We start from the raw sequence: 16417 nt of genomic DNA on the forward strand, positions 1-16417 counted from the left end.
GCGCCGGCAAACCCGCATCACATGGAACAATAATCCTTGGAAGTTGATTCCATGGAATCTAAATGATTGGCTGGACGGCAGCTGATCCAGCCCCCTGGCCGCTTGCCCCAGCGGGTCGGCCTGCGGAGCCATCCCACCGGAAAGAAGCCGTCACCCTGCAAGGAGTGAGTGTCATGACCGTTCCCGCCCTCAACTCGGTCGCCTGGTTCGAGTTCGGCACCGACCAGCCGGAGAAGGTCAAGGAGTTCTACGGCGAGCTCTTCGACTGGAAGTACTCCCTCAACACCAACACCCCGGGCGTCACCTACCACTCGGTGATGACGCCGGGCGCCCAGCAGCCGACGGGCGGCGTGTGGGAGTCGGAGGGCAACTTCCCCAACTACGGGATCTTCTACGTCCTCGTCCAGGACGTCGCCGCGACCGTCGAGCGCGCCGAGGAACTGGGCGCCGAGGTGCTCATGGAGCCGGCCTCCGACTCCGCGGGCTTCACCTTCGCCCGGCTGCAGGACACGGCCGGAAACCACTTCGGCGTGTTCTCCGTACCCGCCCCGTGACCGGAACCGCAGGCCGCCGCGCGGCACGCGCCGGATGGCTGGTCCCGTGACGGGGCCAGCGGCCCGTCACCTTTCGCCCTGACTCCTTCCGGAGCCACCCGCAGGGCCACGTCCTCACTGTTCCCCGACCCGGAGGTCCCCGATGTCCGGCGCCAGCGCCATCAGCGAAAAGATCCCCGTCCGCGTCTACGGCGGCCCGACCACTCTGATCGAGTACGGCGGGCTCAGGTTCGTCACCGACCCCACCTTCGATCCGCCCGGCGAGTACCTCATGCCACTCCCCGGCGACCACAAGCTCGTCAAGACCGACCCGTCGCCCGTCATCGCCGCCGACCTGGGCCGCGTCGACGCCGTCCTGCTCTCCCACGACGAGCACGACGACAACCTCGACAACGCCGGCCGCGCCTTCCTGCCCGAGGTCTCCGTCGTCTTCACCACCGAGAGCGGCGCCGGCCGTCTCGGGGGCAACGCCCGTGGTCTCGCCTTCTGGCAGACCGCCGAGCTCCAGCGGCCCGACGGCGGCACCGCGACCGTCACGGGCGTGCCCGCCCGGCACGGCCCCGTCGGCTGCGAACCGATCTCCGGCGACGTCGTCGGCTTCATGCTCACCTCCGACGACCTGCCCTCGGTCTACGTCAGTGGCGACAACGCCGCCCTGCACCACGTCAGGGAGATCGCCGAGAAGTTCGCTCCCGTCGACACCGCGATCCTCTTCCTGGGCGGTGCCCGCATGGCCTTCGCCTTCGACAACGCCCTGCTCACCCTCGACAGCGCCCAGGGCGCCGAGGCCGCCAGGATCCTCGGTGCGCGCCGGGTCGTGCCCGCCCACTTCGACAGCTGGGCCCACTTCAAGGAGGGCCGAAACGAGATCAAGGCTGCCTTCGCCGAGGCCGGCCTGGCCGACCGCCTCGACTTCGCCCGATGACCACCACCCCAGTACAGCGAACTCCTCGAAGCAGGAACGTGGGGGCTGCCATCGGCACGGACGGTCGACAGTTCTGTCTGATTCCCCTCGCCCGCGGCGGCATCGGCACAGTCATCGCCTTCGACGGCATCGCCGACGGAACCGTGGGGGGATGGCCCGGGGCCGGGGGCTGTCTGCGCCCGGCCCCGGCCCATCAGCCCACGGGCCCTGTGGAGTAGTGGTCGCTCACGATGCCGGTCGGCCGGGCGGCTTCGGCGCCCGCGTGCCCGGCACCGGCGTCTGCCCGGCCGCCTTCCGCTCCGCATCCAGAGCACGTCCGGCTGCCCGCAGCGTGCTGAGGACGCCAGCCACCTCGCGTACGGACTTCCGGGGAATGACCGACCCGATACGCAGCTCCAGCTCGTCCTCGAAGACCTTCAGCGCGTCGTCCACGAGCTTCCGCCCCTCAGGCGTCAGCTCGACGATCGAGGAGCGGCGGTCGTTCGGATTGGCCCGCCGCTCACACAGGCCCGCCGCCTCCAGACGGTCGACCACCTTGCTCGTGCCGCCCACCGTGATCGAGAACTCCTCAGCGATGTCCTGGATCCGCGACCCGGGCCGCCGCAGCAGCAGGTGCAGCACCTCGAACGATGTCAGCGGCAGGTCGCACTCGGCCCGCAACCGCCCCTCGATGCCATTCCACAGCTCGATCTCCAGCGAGACCAGCTCCCGGTACAGCAGCTTCAGGTCAGCGTCAGCCATCACTCATCTTCCGAAGAATTATCTTCCGTGGATGTTTAATTGTAGGTCATTGCGGTGTCTGCCCGCGGGCGCGGTCCTTCTCGTAGAAGTCGTTCTTCAGGTCGGATGCCCGACCAGCGCGCAGTGCCTCGGGGAGGCGGGCCCAGTCGGAGGCACTGTCGGCGAGCAGCGGGGCGAGCGACCAGATCTCGTCGGCGTAGATCGAGACAGGGCGGGGTGAGGGCCAAGGCCAGGGCCCCTTCAACGTCAACCCGAGTGTGACGGCCGAGCTCGGCCACGAACGTTGCCGGCCTGGTCGCGTATCCCTGACCCGGGCTAGCGGCTCCCGCAGCCGAGGCTTTTCAGATCGGCGGCCTCGGCCATCGCCCGCATCCCCTTGTCGTTGGGGTGCAGATGGTCGCCGCCGTCGAAGGCGGGGAGGATCCGCTCGGGGTCGTAGGGGCTGCGCAGGACGCGGTCGAAGTCGGTGACCGCGTCGAACTCGCCGCTGGTGCGGATGAATGCGTTCACTTCCCGGCGCACGGCTTCCCCGGCGGGGTCCCATTCCTGCCAGCCCTTGTAGGGGGCGATCGTGGCGGCGACGACGCACTTCCCGGCCGCGTGCACCCGGTCGGCCAGCGTGCGGTACCCGGCGATGAGTTCGTCGGCCGTGACGCCGGGCTCGGCCTTGATGTCGTTGACGCCCTGGAAGAGGAACACCGTGCGCAGGCCCGGCAGTGAGAGCACGTCCCGCGACAGGCGGTTCAGGGCGCTCTGTCCGGGGCCGTCGGCGATGACCTTGTTGCCGGCGATGCCTGCGTTGGCCACTCCCTTGACAGTCGCCGTAGGGGATGTGCGCAGCCGGCGGGCGAGGTAGTCGGGCCAGCGGCGGTTGAGGTCCGTCGTGGACTCCCAGCCGTCGGTGATCGAGTCGCCGAGGGCGGCCACGGCACCCGCCGCGGGCCTGGGCCGCACGGTGACGGCGTCGAGGTAGAACCAGGAGCCGGTCCGCTGCGCCCAGTTGGCGCCGCTCTCCTCCGCGGTGTGGTCGCCGTCGGTGGTGTACGACGTCTGCATCGCCATCCAGTGCCCGGTGAGTACGCCTCCCGCCCGGGGGACGTAGAGGCTGACGACGAGAGCACTCGCGGCGGGGATGTGGACGGGCAGCGGGTCGCTGTAGACGATGCCGCCGGCGGGGACCGTGACGGACCGGGCGCCGCCGAAGGTCAAGCGCCGGTTGCTGCCGGGGACGAGTGCGGCTCCGTCGCGCTGGAGACCCGCGTGTACGTTGCCGAACGTCACCGGCTGGTCCCCGAAGGCGTTGGACAGCCGCACCCTGAGGCCGGTACCGCCGACGCTGGTGTGCACGACCAGCCGGTAGCCGCGGCCGTCCACCGCCGCGCCGATGCGGTCGGCGGAGGAGGCCCAGGTGACCACGCCGTACCCGGTCCCCGTCGGGGCGCTGGGCGGTGGGGCCGGCTTGTCCCCCTGGGGTGTCCCGCCCGCAGCGCAGCCCAGCATGAGGCAGCAGAAGAGGGCGGCCAGTGCGGTGCGGCCGCGGGGGCGTGCGGTGCGTGGCATCGTTGGCGCTCCTTCGGCCGGTGTGCACGGTCGGTGTCAGGGTGCGGGATCCCGCAGGGTCGCGGAGCCACCGGGAGCGAGTCGGATGCTCCGTGCCGCCCCGGCGTACGACACGGTAGTGGTGCGACCTGCCCCGACGCTGTGCAGGGTGGCCTCGGTGGGTCTGCCGCGCCGCCGACGGTGTGGAGCCGTCGGGGCGGATCCGGTCGCCGGGGAAGGTGCCGACGAGGGGCGGGAGATGGCGGTGGGTGGGAGATGGCGGTCGGTGGGGTCGCCGACGATGTCCGGGGACCGCCGCAGCTCGGCCGACGCCGTGTGCCTTTCTCTCCGCACTGCTCCGCGGCCGGCTGGTGTTCGCCTCACGGTCCGCCAAGATGCGGCGATGGGTGCCGGCGGCGTCGTGGACCGGGGCTGCCGTGGGAACCCTCGCGCCACCACGGCCGTTGTCCGGGCATCCGCGTCCCCACGGGGAGGCCGGTGCGACGACAGCAGGGCGGCGTGATGAACGAGTTGGTCCCCGGTGGCAATCTGCCGCTTCCGGGCGGGGCGGTGACCGTCCGGGTGCCCGGCCCGTTCGACGTGTCCGCGCTCGTCACGGACGACGGCGGAAAAGTGCGGGACGACGGCGACTTCGTCTTCTACAACCAGCCGGCCGCGCCGGGAGCGAGGCTGCGGGGCGACACGCTCACCGTGGACCCGGCGAGGCTGCGTACCGGAGCCACCCGGGTCACCGTCGCCGTCAGCCCCGCCGAGCCCGTAACCGCCCTCGGCCGCCTGCCTTCCCCCACGCTGCACGTCACCGACGCGGGAGGCCGCCCGCTCGCCCGGTTCACTCCCCCGCGCCCCCGCCAGGAGACGGTCCTGCTGCTCGCGGAGCTCTACCGGCGCGGCGACCGCTGGAAGCTGCGCGCCCTGGGCCAGGGGTATGCCGACGGACTGGCGGGACTCGCCAGGGACTTCGGCGTCGACGTCGTGGACGACACGCCCGCGCCGACGGCCGCCCCGGCCCCGCGGCGCCTGACCGGGAGCGCGACCGACGCGGGCCCCTCCCCCGGTCCCCCGCCTCGGCACAGTCCGCCCCCGGCCCGGACGGCTTCGCCGCACTGGTCAACTCCGCTCGTACCGCCGCCGGTTCACCACCGGTCTCGCTCGACCCGCGGCTCGGGTCCGCGGCGCGGGACCACGCCGCCGCCATGGCCGCGTCCGGGCGCCTCGGCGTCGAGAGCCGGGACGGCGTCTCCGTATACCAACGGGTCGTCGGCGCCGGATACGCGTACCTCACCGTCGGCGAGCACCTGGTGTCCGGCCCGCGCACCATCGCCGAGTTCGTCGCGTACTGTCTGCGCCCGGACGGGGCCCGCCGCGCCCTGCACGACCCGGCGTTCACCCACGCCGGAGTGGCCCACGTCCACGACGGTCCCACCGACGACACGTACTGGACCGCGCTCTGGGCCAGGCCCCTCACGGCGGAGGGACTGGCCGGCACGGCGGCGGCCGTCACCGACCTCACCAACCGGGAGCGCGCCCGGGCCGGACTCCCGCCCCTGGCCGCCGATCCCCTGCTCACCGCCGCCGCCCAGGCGCACAGCGCGGACATGGTGGCCCGCGCCTTCTACGCGCACACCGCGCCCGGCGGCAGCCGGCCCTGGGACAGGGCCGCCGCCGCGGGCTCCACCCGGCGTTCCATCGGCGAGAACATAGCCTGCGGCCAGCGCTCCCCCGGCGAAGTGGTGGAGGGCTGGATGAACAGCCCCGGCCACCGGGCCAACATCCTCAAGCCCGGTTTCACGCACCTCGGGGTCGGCTTCGCGGGCGGCGGCCGGGCGGGCACGTACTGGACTCAGCTCTTCGGCGGCTGACACCACGCCACCGCGCGCCCTGCCCGTCACCCGCCCCGATCTTGGCGGAGGGGAACGCTCCGGGTGAGGATGCGCGTATGAAGGGTGACCTCTTTTCCAGTCGGCACATGGCACAACCGTCCGTCGCACCGGGCATGTCGGTCGAGAACGCCAAGTGCCTCCGCTACACGGTGAACGGCGAGATGCTCGCCCGACAGGGCGCGATGATCGCCTACCGCGGCAACCTCCAGTTCGAGCGCAAGAGCCAGGGAGTGGGCGGCATGCTCAAGCGCGCGGTCACCGGGGAGGGACTTCCGCTGATGGCGGTGCGCGGGCAGGGCGAGGCCTGGTTCGCCCACGAAGCGCAGAACTGCTTCATCGTCGACGTGGAGCCCGGCGACGAGTTCACGGTCAACGGCCGCAACGTCCTGTGCTTCGACGCCACGTTGTCGTACCGCATCGCCACCGTGAAGGGCGCCGGCATCACCGGCGGCGGCCTGTTCAACAGCGTCTTCACGGGGCACGGCGAACTCGGTCTGGTGTGCGAGGGCAACCCGCTGGTCATTCCGGTCTCGCCGCAGTATCCGGTGTACGTCGACACCGACGCGATCGTCGGCTGGACGGCGGGCCTCCAGACCTCTCTGCAACGCTCCCAGTCCATCGGCTCGATGCTGCGCGGCGGCTCCGGCGAGGCCGTGCAACTGATGCTCCAGGGCGAGGGGTACGCCGTCGTGCGGCCGAGCGAGGCGACTCCGCAGAAGGCCGGTCAGCACTGAGGTCCCCCCCTTGAGCTCTCGGCTTCGCTCGAGCAGGGGGGACCCCACGGTGATCTGCGCCTCACAGGCAACCCCGCCCATACAGTCGGCGTCTTGATCCGCAACAGGTGATGCCCTGGCCCTTGTGGCCAGGGCGGGTTTCCACCCTTCTATACACGCCATGCATACGCTCTGTGTATACATGGCGTGTATACGGACCGAAAGGCATCGATGTACGGCAAGGCATTCGCCCCGGAGTACCAGGGCGCGCTCACCACCCTGTCCGTCAACTCCTCACTGACCGACGTCCTGGCCGCCGGCACCGAGCAGTTGAGGGCGGCGGAGCGCGCGGGGAAGCCTCGGGAGGCGGCGCGTTCCGGACTCGCGGTGGCCGAGGCGCACCGTCGGCTGGGCCGGGTCGAGGACGCGGACCGGGCGTGGAAGGCGAGCTACCGCGCCGCCCGCCGGGCCGAGGACGTCGCGGCGATGGCCTGGGCGCTGTGGAGCGGCGGCACGCTGGCCCGGCAACGCGGGGCGTTCCGGCTGGCCCGCCGACTGCTCCAGCTCGCGGCGGACCTGGGCGAACGGGGCGGGGACATCGTCGTACGCGGCTACTCGCTGGCGGGCCTGGCCGAGACCGGCCGCATCCAGGGCGACTACGAGGCCGTCGGCCTGCTGCACGAGCAGCTGCTCGCCGAGGCCCGGAGGCGCGGGGAGGCACGGCACACGGTGTGGGCGCTGGAGGGCATCGCGCAGATGCACCGCAACACCGGGGATTACGACACCGCGTACGCCCTGTTCGAGGAGTCCGCCGAGATCGCCGCGCGTGCCGACGACCGGCGCGGTCACGCCTGGGCGTTGCGCGGTCTGGCCGACGTGGTGTCGGTGCGTGACGGGGACACCGAGCGGGCCCTGGAGCTGCTGAGCGAGGCAGAGGCGACGTGCCGCGCGATGCGGCTGTCCAGCGCGCTGGCCTACAACCACAAGATGCGCGGCAACGTCCTGTACCGGGCCGGGCGTTACGCCGAGGCGCGCGCCCTGTACGAGCAGGCACTCGCGGAGTTCCGCGAGATGAGCGAGCCGCGCGGGGAGGCGCTGTCGCGGCTGGGCCTCGCCAAGTCCCTGGCCCGGCTGGGCCGCGACCGCGTCGAGACGGCGGCCGAACTGTCCGAGCTCGCCGGCACGCTGGAGCGGATCGGCCTCCAGCATGCCCGCAAGATGGTGGCTCGCGCGTATGACGAACTCGGCATATCGGATGCCGGGCTCGTCGAGGCGAGGGTGGCGGAGGTGGCACGGTGACGGCGTTCTCCATGGCGGTACAGGCGGCGCGGCGGGACGGGGTCGCGCACGACGAGTGGCAGGAGCACGCGGACGGTCTCCATGCGGGCGGCGTCGAGCACGCGGGCGGCCTCGACGACTCGGACGATGTCGACCACGCGGCCTGCCACGGCCATGCAGGCGACTCCAGCCACACCGGCGCCTCCAGGCACCAAGGCGTCCTCGACCAGGCGGGCGCCTCCAGCCATTCGGGCGCTCCCGACCACGCACGCGGCTCCAGCCACTCGGGCAGCGCCGAGCACTCGGTCGCGCCCGGCCCCCTTGCCGACCCCCACCAGATCCTCCACCGCTGCCGCACACTCGTACGCCCCGCCCTCGCCGACGCCGTCAGTCGACTGCACCCCTGGATCGGTGAGATGGCCGCGTACTCCTTCGGCTGGTGTGAGGTGGGCGGTGCCCCGGCCGTCGCCTCGGGCGGCAAGGGCTTACGGCAGGCGCTCGCCGTGCTCGGCGCCGAGGCGGCCGGCGCGCCCGGGCGGGACGGGGTGGCCGCGGCCGTCGCGGTGGAGCTGGTGCACGCCTTCTCCCTGATGCACGACGACATCATGGACGGCGACGCGGACCGGCGCCGTCGCCCGGCCGTATGGAAGGCCTACGGCACGGGCCCCGCGGTCCTCGCGGGCGACGCCCTGTTCGCGCTGGCCGTCGAGACGCTCGCCGCGCAGCCGGGCGGTTCCGCGGCAGTGCGGACGCTGTCCGTCGCGCTGGCCGACCTGGTGCGCGGGCAGGCGGACGACCTGCTGTTCGCCGACCGCCCCTGGACGGGAGCGGAGCGGGTCCGGCCGGAGGAGTACCGGGCGATGGCGGAGCACAAGACGGGCTCACTGCTGGGCTGCGCGGCAGCGCTGGGTGCCGTGCTGGGCGGTGCCGCCCCCGAGACGGCCGCCGCTCTCGACCGGGTGGGCCGGCACCTCGGGATCGCCTTCCAGATCGTCGACGACGTGTTGGGGATATGGGGCGATCCGCGGGTCACCGGCAAACCGGTCCACGGTGATCTGCGGGAGCGGAAGAAGACGTTCCCGGTGCTGGTCGCGCTCGGCTCCGCGAGTGGCGACCGGCTCGCCGCGCTTCTGGAGGCAGGCGACGACCCCGGTGCGGCAACGGAGCTGATCGAGCGGGCGGGCGGCCGTGCCGCGGCCATGGCGGAGGCCCGGCGTCACCTCGCCGCCGTCGAGACGACGCTCGCCGGGGTGCCGCTGGCGGCGAGGGCCCGTGATGAACTGCGGTCACTGCTCGGCTTCCTGGTGCGGCGCGACCTCTGACCCGACCACCCCGCGGAGAATCGGTCACCGAATTCGTCGGAGGGGTGTCGAGTTCAGCCGTCGGACACCTTCGCATTTACCGTCGGTTACCAGCAGGCCAGCCGGGGATTCGGGAATCCGCGGGCCGCGGGACGAATTCTCCGCGCCCGTGGCGACACCCTCGACGGTCCCGGGGCGGCCGAGGTGAGCCGCTCCTGATCCCGCGAAAGACCGTTTTCTCTCGCACGCTTGATCCCCTCTCTTGAATAAAAGACAAGAATGAACGCGGAGTTGCGATCCGTTTGAACACAGCACGGCTCATCCCCCGTACTTCTGGAAAAGGTGAGAGCCAGTTTTCCAGCGAGGGATGGCCATGGGCAGGGCGCACGTCTCCACACACCAGTTGGTCGCCGGCCGGTACCGGCTGCTCGAGATCATCCAGCGCGAGACCAACCGCATCTGCTGGTACGCCGAGGACATCGGTGCCGGCGAGGTCTCCCGCCCATGTCTCGTCACGCAGATCGGACTCCCGGACGACGCGTACGAGACCGAGCGCCGGGCCGCCGGCCGGCTGCTGCGCACGTCCGAACGCATGGCGCTGCTGTGCCCCGGCCGGATCGCCACGGTCGTCGACGCCGTCGAGGAGGCCGGCACCCTGTGGACCGTCACCGAGTGGATCGACGGCACCCCGCTCGGCGAACTCCTCTCGGAACAGGGCACGTTCAACTATGTGCGGGCCGCCCGTATCGGCCTGGAGCTGCTCGACGTGCTGGACGCCGCGCACGCCGAGGGCATCACCCACGGCGAGTTCAGCCCCGGCCAGGTGTTCGTACGAGAGGACCATTCGGTCGTCGTCACCGGCTACGGCCTGGTCGGCGCGACCCTCGCGCCCCGGCTCACGGCACCCGCGTTCGCCTCCCCGGAACAGGCCCGCGACCAGCGCATCGGGCCCGCGGCCGACCTGTGGGCGCTCGGCGCGATCCTCTACACGATGGTCGAGGGCCGCCCGCCCTTCCGGGACCGGGGCCGGCCGGAGAACACCCTGAAGGGCGTGGACCGGCTGCCGCTGCGCACGCCGGTGCGTGCCGGGCCGCTCACACAGGTCGTGCAGGGACTCCTCCGCAAGGACGCGCGGGAACGGCTGACACGCCCGGTGGTCCGGGAGGCGCTGACCCGCGCGCTCAGCGAGGATCCGGAAGCGGCCATGGGGGCGGTGCCCGCCCCTCGGCTGCGCGGCGCGTACGCCGCGATGCGGCCGGGGGGCCCGGCATGGAGCAGACGGACCATGGTCGCAGGGACCACCCTGGCCGTGGTCACCGTCGCGGTCGCCGTGCTCGCGGCGACCCAGGGCCTGCCCGGCAGCGACACGGGCAGCGACGCGGCGGACTCCCCGGCCCGGCCGCCGGCCTCCGCCGCCACTCCGGGCGAGGGCACCGGCGGCAGCAGCCCCGAGCCGTCCGAGCCACCCGGCCGGACCGCCTCCCCCTCCCCCACGCCCTCTCCGTCGTCCCCCGACCCCACGCCCACGCCCACCCCCACCCCTACGCCCACGCCGTCCGACCCGGCGGCGGCCCTGCCGCCCGGTTTCCACACCTACCGCGCACCGGAGGGCTTCTCCGTCGCGCTCCCCGAGGGCTGGGAGCGGCTTGACACCGATCGCCAGGGGGATCTGCGGTACCGCGTGGTCTTCGGTGCCGACGGTGACGACCGCACGTTGGCCGTCACCTACAGCGAACGCGTGGGCCCGGATCCCGTGGCCGTGTGGCGGGACGAAGTCGAGCCCAACCTGGAGCGGTCCGGCGACTACCGGCGGATCGGTGAGATCCGCGCGACGACGTACCAGGGGCGCGAGGCCGCCGACATGGAGTGGACGGCGGACGTCGACGGCACCCGGGTGCACACCTTCGGCCGGGGCTTCCTGCTGGGCGAGGGCCGGAGCTTCTCGCTGCGCTGGACGACCGCGGACGACGACTGGGAGGAGAAGGCGAACCAGGAGGCGTTGCGAACCTTCCTGAAGACGTTCCGGCCGGGCTCAGACTGAGCCGCGCGGGGCACGCAGGGAGGTGAGCGGGGCGGGGCGGTAGGGCTGCGTGCGCCAGCTCGCGCTGAGCGTACGGTCCGCGAGGGAGCACGTCAGCGCCAAGCGGTGCGGGGTCTCCAGGAAGGCCACCTCCACGGCCAGCGTGCCGGAATCCGTCCAGCCGCCGCTCACCGCGGTCGGGAGCGGCTTCTCCGCCACAGTCCAGCCCTCCGCTCCGATCCGCAGGTCCAGCCGGTTCTCGCCCTCGGTGAGCCGGAGCGTCCAGCCGTCCGCGTCCGGCACGAGCCCGGCCGACAGAGTGGGTCCGTCCCCCTTGGAGGACCTGAATTCGGCGGCCGGCCATTCCTCCGTCCGGTCCGGCGGTGCCGGCCTGCCCGGGGCGGGCGGCAGTGCGAGCTGGGCGAGGCGCTCCCGCAGGGCCTCGTCGGCGGCGTCCCGGCCCGGCAGCGGCTCGGCGCCGAAGGCGGGCAGCAGATGCTGCCAGACGAGGTTCAGGTAGTCCTGCATCCGTTCGGTCGCCGCTGTCGCCGCGATCACCGCGTCGTGCTCGGGCAGCACCAGGCAGAACTGGCCGTACGCGCCGTCGCCCCGGTAGCCGTGCCGGGAGATCCAGAACTGGTAGCCGTAACCCCGGTCCCAGTCCTGCCGGTCCAGGTCTCCCATGGCCCCGGCGGTCGGTATGCGCGGGCGCGTGGCCCGGGCCACCCACCCTTCGGGCAGCAGCCGCTCGCCCTCCCAGACCCCGTCGCGCAGATACAGCTCGCCGAGCCGGGCGACGGCGTCGGTGGTGGCGTGCAGACCGCTGTAGCCGATCTCGCGGCCGGCGCGATCCCGCTGCCAGAACACCTCGCCGATGCCCAGCGGATCCAGCAGCCGCGGGCGCAGATACGCGCTGATCGGCTGCCCGGTCACGCGCTGGACGATCGCGGCGAGGGTGTAGGTGGTGGGCTGGTTGTAGGCGAAGACGGTGCCCGGTTCGCGGTCCGGCTGCAGCAGCAGGAACCCGCGCACGGGCTCCGCCCTGTCCAGCGCGTAGACCTCCTCGACGGTCTCCCGCTCGTGGCCGCTCGACATGGACGCCACGTGCCGGACGAGCATGGCCCGGCTGCGCGGGTCGGTGATCTCGGCCTCGAGCTCCGGGAAGTACGAGATCACCGGCGCGTCGAAGTCGAGCAGCCCCTCGGCCTCGGCCAGGGCGGCGGCGGTCCCGGTGAAGCTCTTGCTGAGCGAGTACAGCAGGTGGGGGCGGTCGGAGGTGTACGGCGCCCACCAGCCGGAGGCGACCAACCGGCCGTGCCGCATGATCATCAGGCTGTGCGGCTCAATCTCCGGGGCCGCTTCGAGGGCGTCGAGGAAGGCGTGGACGCCGGACCCGTCGACGCCTTGGGCGGCGGGGCTGCTCACGGGCAGAGCGGAGGCACTCATGGGGGCATCCTGCCTCTGTCGGGGGACCTTGATCGAGCAGTTTTCACGTCGGTTGTCAGGGGACTCGGCGGTTATGGTGCAAATCGGATACACGATGATGACCGAACAGGCCGGCCCCCGAGAGCTCGTCGACCATGTGGTGCGGGCCGAGGAGGCGGGTTTCGACTTCTCGGTGACCTCCGACCACTACTTCCCGTGGCTGCGCTCGCAGGGTCACTCGCCCTACGCGTGGGCGGTGCTCGGTGCGGCCGCCCAGGCCACGTCACGTATCCCGCTGATGACGTACGTGACGTGCCCGACGTTCCGCTACCACCCGGCGGTGGTGGCGCAGAAGGCGGCGACGGTCCAGCTGCTGTCCGAGGGCCGGTTCCGGCTGGGGCTCGGCTCCGGCGAGAACCTCAACGAGCACGTGGTGGGCGGCGGCTGGCCGTCCGTCGACGTACGCCACGAGATGTTCGAGGAGGCCGTGGAGATCATCCGCGCCCTCTTCAAGGGCGGTCACGTCAACCATCGCGGCACGCACTTCGACGTGGAGTCGGCCCGGCTGTGGGACCTGCCGGACGAGGCGCCCCCCATCGGCATCGCCGTCTCCGGGGAGCAGTCGTGCGAGCTCGCGGGCCGGCTGGGCGATCTGGTGATCGCCACGGAGCCCAAGGCCGGGCTGCTGGAGGCGTTCGACCGGCACGGCGGCCAGGGCAAGCCCCGCGTGGGCCAGCTGCCGGTCTGCTACGACCCCGACCGGGACACGGCCGTCAAGCGCGCCCACTCCCAGTTCCGCTGGTTCGGCAGCGGCTGGAAGGTCAACTCGGAGCTGCCGCACCCGGATTCCTTCGAGGCGGCGACCCAGTTCGTCACGCCCGACGACGTCGCCGACTCCATCCCGTGCGGGGACGACCCGGACGCGTTCGTCGAAGCCGTCCGCCCGTACGCCGAGGCCGGTTTCACCGAGATCGCCCTGGTCCAGATCGGTGGCGAGTCGCAGCCGGCGTATCTGGACTGGTCGGAGAAGACCCTGTTGCCCGCCCTGCGCGACGCGTTCGGCTGAGGTCCTCCACCAGGGCCTCGACGGCCTGTTCCGCGAGTCGAGCCCTCCGCTCCGGAGGGCTCCTTCTCACGAGCGCGCTCACTCGCTGCGCCTCGTCGGTGGCGGGCCGGAACCCGACCAGGAGCAGGGGCAGTACCAGGCGCCGGAGCAAGACCTCGGTCTCGGAGGTGCCCTGCGGCCTGCGCACCACCGAGACATTGACCCGGATCGCGTGTTCGTTGCCCGGCGGAACACCCGGCCGGTCGGTCTCGATCGCGGCGTAGCGGAAGCCATGCGCCAGGTCGCAGGCCGGGCAGCCGGCCGGGCCGCGTGCGAGCCGGTCGCCGCAGTCGGGGCACACCAGCCGGTCGAGGGCGGCGTCCACCACCCGCCAGTCGTGGCGGTCGGGTTCGGCCGCGACCATCTCGGCCAGCGCCCTCTCCTGCTCGCCGTCGGCTGCGTCCCAGTGCCGCAGGAAGGCCGCCCACTCGTCCTCGACGATGCCGTCCACCAGTGCACGGCACACGACACAGGCGGGGGCACCGCCGTACTCGTATCCGCCGCACCGGGCGCAGCGGCACGGCGCCGCACCGACCTCGGGTCGTGTCATGCCGTGCATCTTCGCGCACCCGCGACCGGCGGGGAAACCCGTTTACGGCCCCCGGCCTGCGCAGACGGTGAACGGCGAGGCCGGCGGGTGCCGATAGGCTGCCGTCCGCACAGCGTGCAGCCCGATCCGTACCGCCCCCAGGAGAGTCGTCCGTGACCGTCGCCCTCACCCCGCCCGAGACGTCCCCCGCGCCGTCGGCGCCCGTCTCCGACCTGATCGCGCGGGACGCGCGGGAGTTCGGGGCGTACGCCCGGACCGGAGGATGGGCCTTCGGGCTGAAGGTGGCGCGCAGCGTGCGGCCCGGCGGGCAGGGTTCGGACGAGACGCCGAAGGTGTCGGCGAAGGAGTTCGCGGAGCTCGCCGGGTGCTCCCCCGAGCGCGTCATGCGCTACTACAAGGCGTGGGACCGGGCGGCCGACGACGGGATGGTCCCGCACTTCGAGGCCCTGACGCCGGGTCAGGAGGTGGAACTGCCGGACGCCGACGTGTGGCTGAGCTACTACGTCTCCCGCTCCGGTGCCACGTCCGAGCGCGGCACCGCCATCGCCGAGGCCGCCGAGGCGGAGGGCATCCGGCCCACGAAGGCGCTGGAGGTCGCGGAGAACCCCACCGCTCTGCGCGCCGCGATCCTCGCCGACCCCGCCACCGCCCGCGCGGCCCGCCAGGCCCTCCTGGACCGGGTCCGGGAGGACCCCGAACTCCAGTCCGAGCTGGCCCGTGACGTCGTACGCACGGACGAGCTCAAGAAGGCCGTCGCCGGCGAGAGCAGGGCGGCCGACCGGATCGGCTACGTGCGCCAGATCGCCGAGTCGGGGCAGATCAGGACGCCCGCCGGGCAGACCGTGGACGCACCGGCCGACCTCCGCCAGGAGGCCGAGCGGCACCTGTCGCTCATCGACGAGCTGGACGAGGGCGAGGACGCCGGCGAGTGGGCCGCCGAGGCGTACGACACCATGAAGTCCCTCGTCGTCGAGACCGTCGAGACCGACCCGGGGCTGCGGGTGCGGGAGCGGCGCACGAAGTTCTACAGCAGCCTCCAGAAGGCGACCAAGGTCTTCGAGGAACTGACCTTCGACGACGCCGGGGAGTTCTACGAGGACGACATGGTCCAGCGTCTGGAGGAGCTCCAGCGGGCTGTGGCCGTGTGCATCGAGTCCCTGCGCGGTGCCCGCGGGAATCACCCGGAGGGCTGAGCATCTTGTGCGTATGGGGGGTACTAGAGGGCTCTACGTCGGCTGGTTCTTCCCGGAGGCCCTCTCGTGAACTCCTTCGTGCACAAGACCCTGGTGGTGCAGCTCCAGGCGGGTGACACGGACCGTTTCTCCGTGCTCGCCCACCTGAGCTACGACGCCGCGGACCCGTTCGCCGTCACCGTCGTCTTCAGCCACGACGGCCGTGTCCTCGCCCGCTGGCAGCTGGACCGCGAGATGCTCGGCGAGGCGCTGCGGCGTCCGGTCGGGGTGGGGGACGTGCGGATGCGTCCCGAGTCGCTGGGCATGTGGCAGGAGCTGCGCATGGAGTTCCTCGGTGACGCCCGCCCCGACGGCGGCCGCCACCACGCGGTGGTGTTCGCATGGGCCCCGGCGTTCTCGGCGTTCCTGCGGGAGACCCACGAGGTGGTCCCGCCGGGCCGCGAGGAGGTCCGCGTCGACGACTTCCTGGCGGACGTCATCGCCGGGGGCTGATCCGGGGACGAGCCGTGCCGGCCGCCGGGCCGTCCACGCCGTGGTGCTGATCGTGGGCGGCGACTGCACGTACGCCGAGGGACCGGCGGCCGGCGACGGTACGGCCGGCCGTCACTTGGCCGTGTGGCGGTGCCGGGTCCACAGAGGCAGGGCGAACCAGCACAGCAGGTACCAGCCGACCACGCCGGCGACGAGGTAGGGCACGAAGTCGTCGTGCGTCGCCACGCGCAGGATCAGCAGCAGTGAGGCGGTCGTCGTGGCGAGCAGCAGCACGAGGCCGAGCAGCGTCAGCCGGGAGGCCAGCCTCACCGCCTGGGGCTTGACGCGCCGCCCCGAGACGAGGCGGTGCAGGGACACCGGCCCGATGAGCGCCCCTGTCGCGCACGCGCCGAGGACGACCGTCACGAGGTAGATCGTCTGGTCCGTGTCGGTCAGGTCGTCGTACTTCTCGGTGAACACCACGGTGAGCAGAAAGCCGAACAGGATCTGCACGCCCATCTGGGCCACGCGGACCTCCTGGATGAGCTCCTGCCACATCCGGTCGGCTCTCTCCTCCTCCGTCTCGTTGCGCCCCCGGCGCCTGGGCGCGCCCTCTGCCGTGTCCGCCACTGTTCCTCCCCGGTGTGAGACGTGAGTGCTTCTCTCACGCGGGTTCCCCGTAAGCGGCCGTCGTCCCCGCC

Annotated in this window: 15 protein-coding genes and 1 pseudogene; 10 read left to right on the forward strand and 6 right to left on the reverse strand. The window is 72.3% G+C overall.

What is annotated here, in order from left to right; translation table 11 throughout:
* The first annotated feature begins 173 nt into the window (after positions 1-173).
* Together ACZ6TU_RS33785 and ACZ6TU_RS33790 are read left to right on the forward strand one after the other, a co-directional pair.
* Positions 174-554 carry a VOC family protein gene (locus tag ACZ6TU_RS33785; RefSeq protein WP_469552693.1) on the forward strand — a complete coding sequence of 127 codons (381 nt, stop codon included), beginning with the start codon at positions 174-176 and terminating at the stop codon, positions 552-554.
* Between the two features lie 142 nt (positions 555-696).
* A complete protein-coding gene (locus tag ACZ6TU_RS33790; protein ID WP_467679597.1) occupies positions 697-1479 on the forward strand; it encodes an MBL fold metallo-hydrolase in 783 nt (260 codons plus the stop codon).
* A gap of 225 nt (positions 1480-1704) precedes the next feature.
* Here ACZ6TU_RS33790 and ACZ6TU_RS33795 read toward each other — a convergent pair whose 3' ends face one another.
* From ACZ6TU_RS33795 to ACZ6TU_RS33805, 3 genes are all read right to left on the reverse strand, one after another.
* A complete protein-coding gene (locus ACZ6TU_RS33795) occupies positions 1705-2220 on the reverse strand; it encodes a MarR family winged helix-turn-helix transcriptional regulator (RefSeq protein WP_467679599.1) in 516 nt (171 codons plus the stop codon).
* Between the two features lie 46 nt (positions 2221-2266).
* The gene (locus ACZ6TU_RS33800) at positions 2267-2470 is read right to left on the reverse strand and encodes a hypothetical protein (RefSeq protein WP_469552823.1); all 204 of its coding nucleotides are present in this window, start codon (positions 2468-2470) and stop codon (positions 2267-2269) included.
* Positions 2471-2535: 65 nt separating this feature from the next.
* Entirely contained in the window at positions 2536-3780 is a 1245-nt protein-coding gene (locus tag ACZ6TU_RS33805; RefSeq protein WP_469552695.1) for an SGNH/GDSL hydrolase family protein, read from the reverse strand.
* A gap of 501 nt (positions 3781-4281) precedes the next feature.
* Between ACZ6TU_RS33805 and ACZ6TU_RS33810 the strand changes: the two are divergent.
* The 5 genes and pseudogenes from ACZ6TU_RS33810 to ACZ6TU_RS33830 all read left to right on the forward strand — a co-directional run bounded on the left by ACZ6TU_RS33810 (position 4282) and on the right by ACZ6TU_RS33830 (position 10993).
* A pseudogene (locus ACZ6TU_RS33810) lies at positions 4282-5639 on the forward strand (CAP domain-containing protein).
* A 77-nt stretch (positions 5640-5716) separates the two neighbouring features.
* Positions 5717-6394 carry an AIM24 family protein gene (locus ACZ6TU_RS33815; RefSeq protein WP_467679603.1) on the forward strand — a complete coding sequence of 226 codons (678 nt, stop codon included), beginning with the start codon at positions 5717-5719 and terminating at the stop codon, positions 6392-6394.
* Between the two features lie 210 nt (positions 6395-6604).
* Entirely contained in the window at positions 6605-7672 is a 1068-nt protein-coding gene (locus ACZ6TU_RS33820; RefSeq protein ID WP_467679605.1) for a tetratricopeptide repeat protein, read from the forward strand.
* A gap of 317 nt (positions 7673-7989) precedes the next feature.
* A complete protein-coding gene (locus ACZ6TU_RS33825) occupies positions 7990-8973 on the forward strand; it encodes a polyprenyl synthetase family protein (RefSeq protein WP_467679826.1) in 984 nt (327 codons plus the stop codon).
* 352 nt (positions 8974-9325) lie between these two features.
* Positions 9326-10993 carry a serine/threonine protein kinase gene (locus ACZ6TU_RS33830; RefSeq protein ID WP_467679607.1) on the forward strand — a complete coding sequence of 556 codons (1668 nt, stop codon included), beginning with the start codon at positions 9326-9328 and terminating at the stop codon, positions 10991-10993.
* On the opposite strand, the gene ACZ6TU_RS33835 is transcribed toward ACZ6TU_RS33830, so the two are convergent.
* On the reverse strand, positions 10985-12418 hold the full coding sequence (locus tag ACZ6TU_RS33835) for a serine hydrolase domain-containing protein (RefSeq protein WP_469552698.1): 1434 nt from the start codon (positions 12416-12418) through the stop codon (positions 10985-10987). The two genes, ACZ6TU_RS33830 and ACZ6TU_RS33835, sit on opposite strands and share 9 nt — an antisense overlap.
* 73 nt (positions 12419-12491) lie before the next feature.
* Between ACZ6TU_RS33835 and ACZ6TU_RS33840 the strand changes: the two genes are divergently transcribed.
* Positions 12492-13463 (forward strand): LLM class F420-dependent oxidoreductase, encoded by a 972-nt coding sequence (locus tag ACZ6TU_RS33840; RefSeq protein ID WP_467679610.1) that lies wholly within the window; start codon positions 12492-12494, stop codon positions 13461-13463.
* On the opposite strand, the gene ACZ6TU_RS33845 is transcribed toward ACZ6TU_RS33840, so the two are convergent.
* Positions 13360-14052 carry a hypothetical protein gene (locus tag ACZ6TU_RS33845; RefSeq protein ID WP_469552701.1) on the reverse strand — a complete coding sequence of 231 codons (693 nt, stop codon included), beginning with the start codon at positions 14050-14052 and terminating at the stop codon, positions 13360-13362. The genes ACZ6TU_RS33840 and ACZ6TU_RS33845 overlap by 104 nt on opposite strands.
* Positions 14053-14204: 152 nt before the next feature.
* Here ACZ6TU_RS33845 and ACZ6TU_RS33850 point away from each other — a divergent pair, with 152 nt between their 5' ends.
* Together ACZ6TU_RS33850 and ACZ6TU_RS33855 are read left to right on the forward strand one after the other, a co-directional pair.
* Positions 14205-15245 carry a hypothetical protein gene (locus ACZ6TU_RS33850; protein ID WP_467679613.1) on the forward strand — a complete coding sequence of 347 codons (1041 nt, stop codon included), beginning with the start codon at positions 14205-14207 and terminating at the stop codon, positions 15243-15245.
* A gap of 66 nt (positions 15246-15311) precedes the next feature.
* Positions 15312-15737, forward strand: a complete 426-nt coding sequence (locus ACZ6TU_RS33855) for an SsgA family sporulation/cell division regulator (protein ID WP_467679615.1) — start codon at positions 15312-15314, stop codon at positions 15735-15737.
* Positions 15738-15848: 111 nt separating this feature from the next.
* Here the strand turns inward: ACZ6TU_RS33855 and ACZ6TU_RS33860 are convergent, their stop codons facing one another.
* Positions 15849-16346 (reverse strand): DUF6328 family protein, encoded by a 498-nt coding sequence (locus ACZ6TU_RS33860; protein WP_467679617.1) that lies wholly within the window; start codon positions 16344-16346, stop codon positions 15849-15851.
* Positions 16347-16417: the final 71 nt, after the last annotated feature.

This window comes from Streptomyces sp. NPDC052064 (assembly GCF_055585925.1).

What these genes read in the sequence shown, in the direction of transcription:
- ACZ6TU_RS33785 (WP_469552693.1), top strand. Translation starts at nt 174, where the DNA reads ATGACCGTTCCCGCCCTCAACTCGGTCGCCTGGTTCGAGTTCGGCACC.
- ACZ6TU_RS33790 (WP_467679597.1), top strand. Translation starts at nt 697, where the DNA reads ATGTCCGGCGCCAGCGCCATCAGCGAAAAGATCCCCGTCCGCGTCTAC.
- ACZ6TU_RS33795 (WP_467679599.1), bottom strand. Translation starts at nt 2,220, where the DNA reads ATGGCTGACGCTGACCTGAAGCTGCTGTACCGGGAGCTGGTCTCGCTG.
- ACZ6TU_RS33805 (WP_469552695.1), bottom strand. Translation starts at nt 3,780, where the DNA reads ATGCCACGCACCGCACGCCCCCGCGGCCGCACCGCACTGGCCGCCCTC.
- ACZ6TU_RS33815 (WP_467679603.1), top strand. Translation starts at nt 5,717, where the DNA reads ATGAAGGGTGACCTCTTTTCCAGTCGGCACATGGCACAACCGTCCGTC.
- ACZ6TU_RS33820 (WP_467679605.1), top strand. Translation starts at nt 6,605, where the DNA reads ATGTACGGCAAGGCATTCGCCCCGGAGTACCAGGGCGCGCTCACCACC.
- ACZ6TU_RS33830 (WP_467679607.1), top strand. Translation starts at nt 9,326, where the DNA reads ATGGGCAGGGCGCACGTCTCCACACACCAGTTGGTCGCCGGCCGGTAC.
- ACZ6TU_RS33835 (WP_469552698.1), bottom strand. Translation starts at nt 12,418, where the DNA reads ATGAGTGCCTCCGCTCTGCCCGTGAGCAGCCCCGCCGCCCAAGGCGTC.
- ACZ6TU_RS33840 (WP_467679610.1), top strand. Translation starts at nt 12,492, where the DNA reads ATGGTGCAAATCGGATACACGATGATGACCGAACAGGCCGGCCCCCGA.
- ACZ6TU_RS33845 (WP_469552701.1), bottom strand. Translation starts at nt 14,052, where the DNA reads ATGACACGACCCGAGGTCGGTGCGGCGCCGTGCCGCTGCGCCCGGTGC.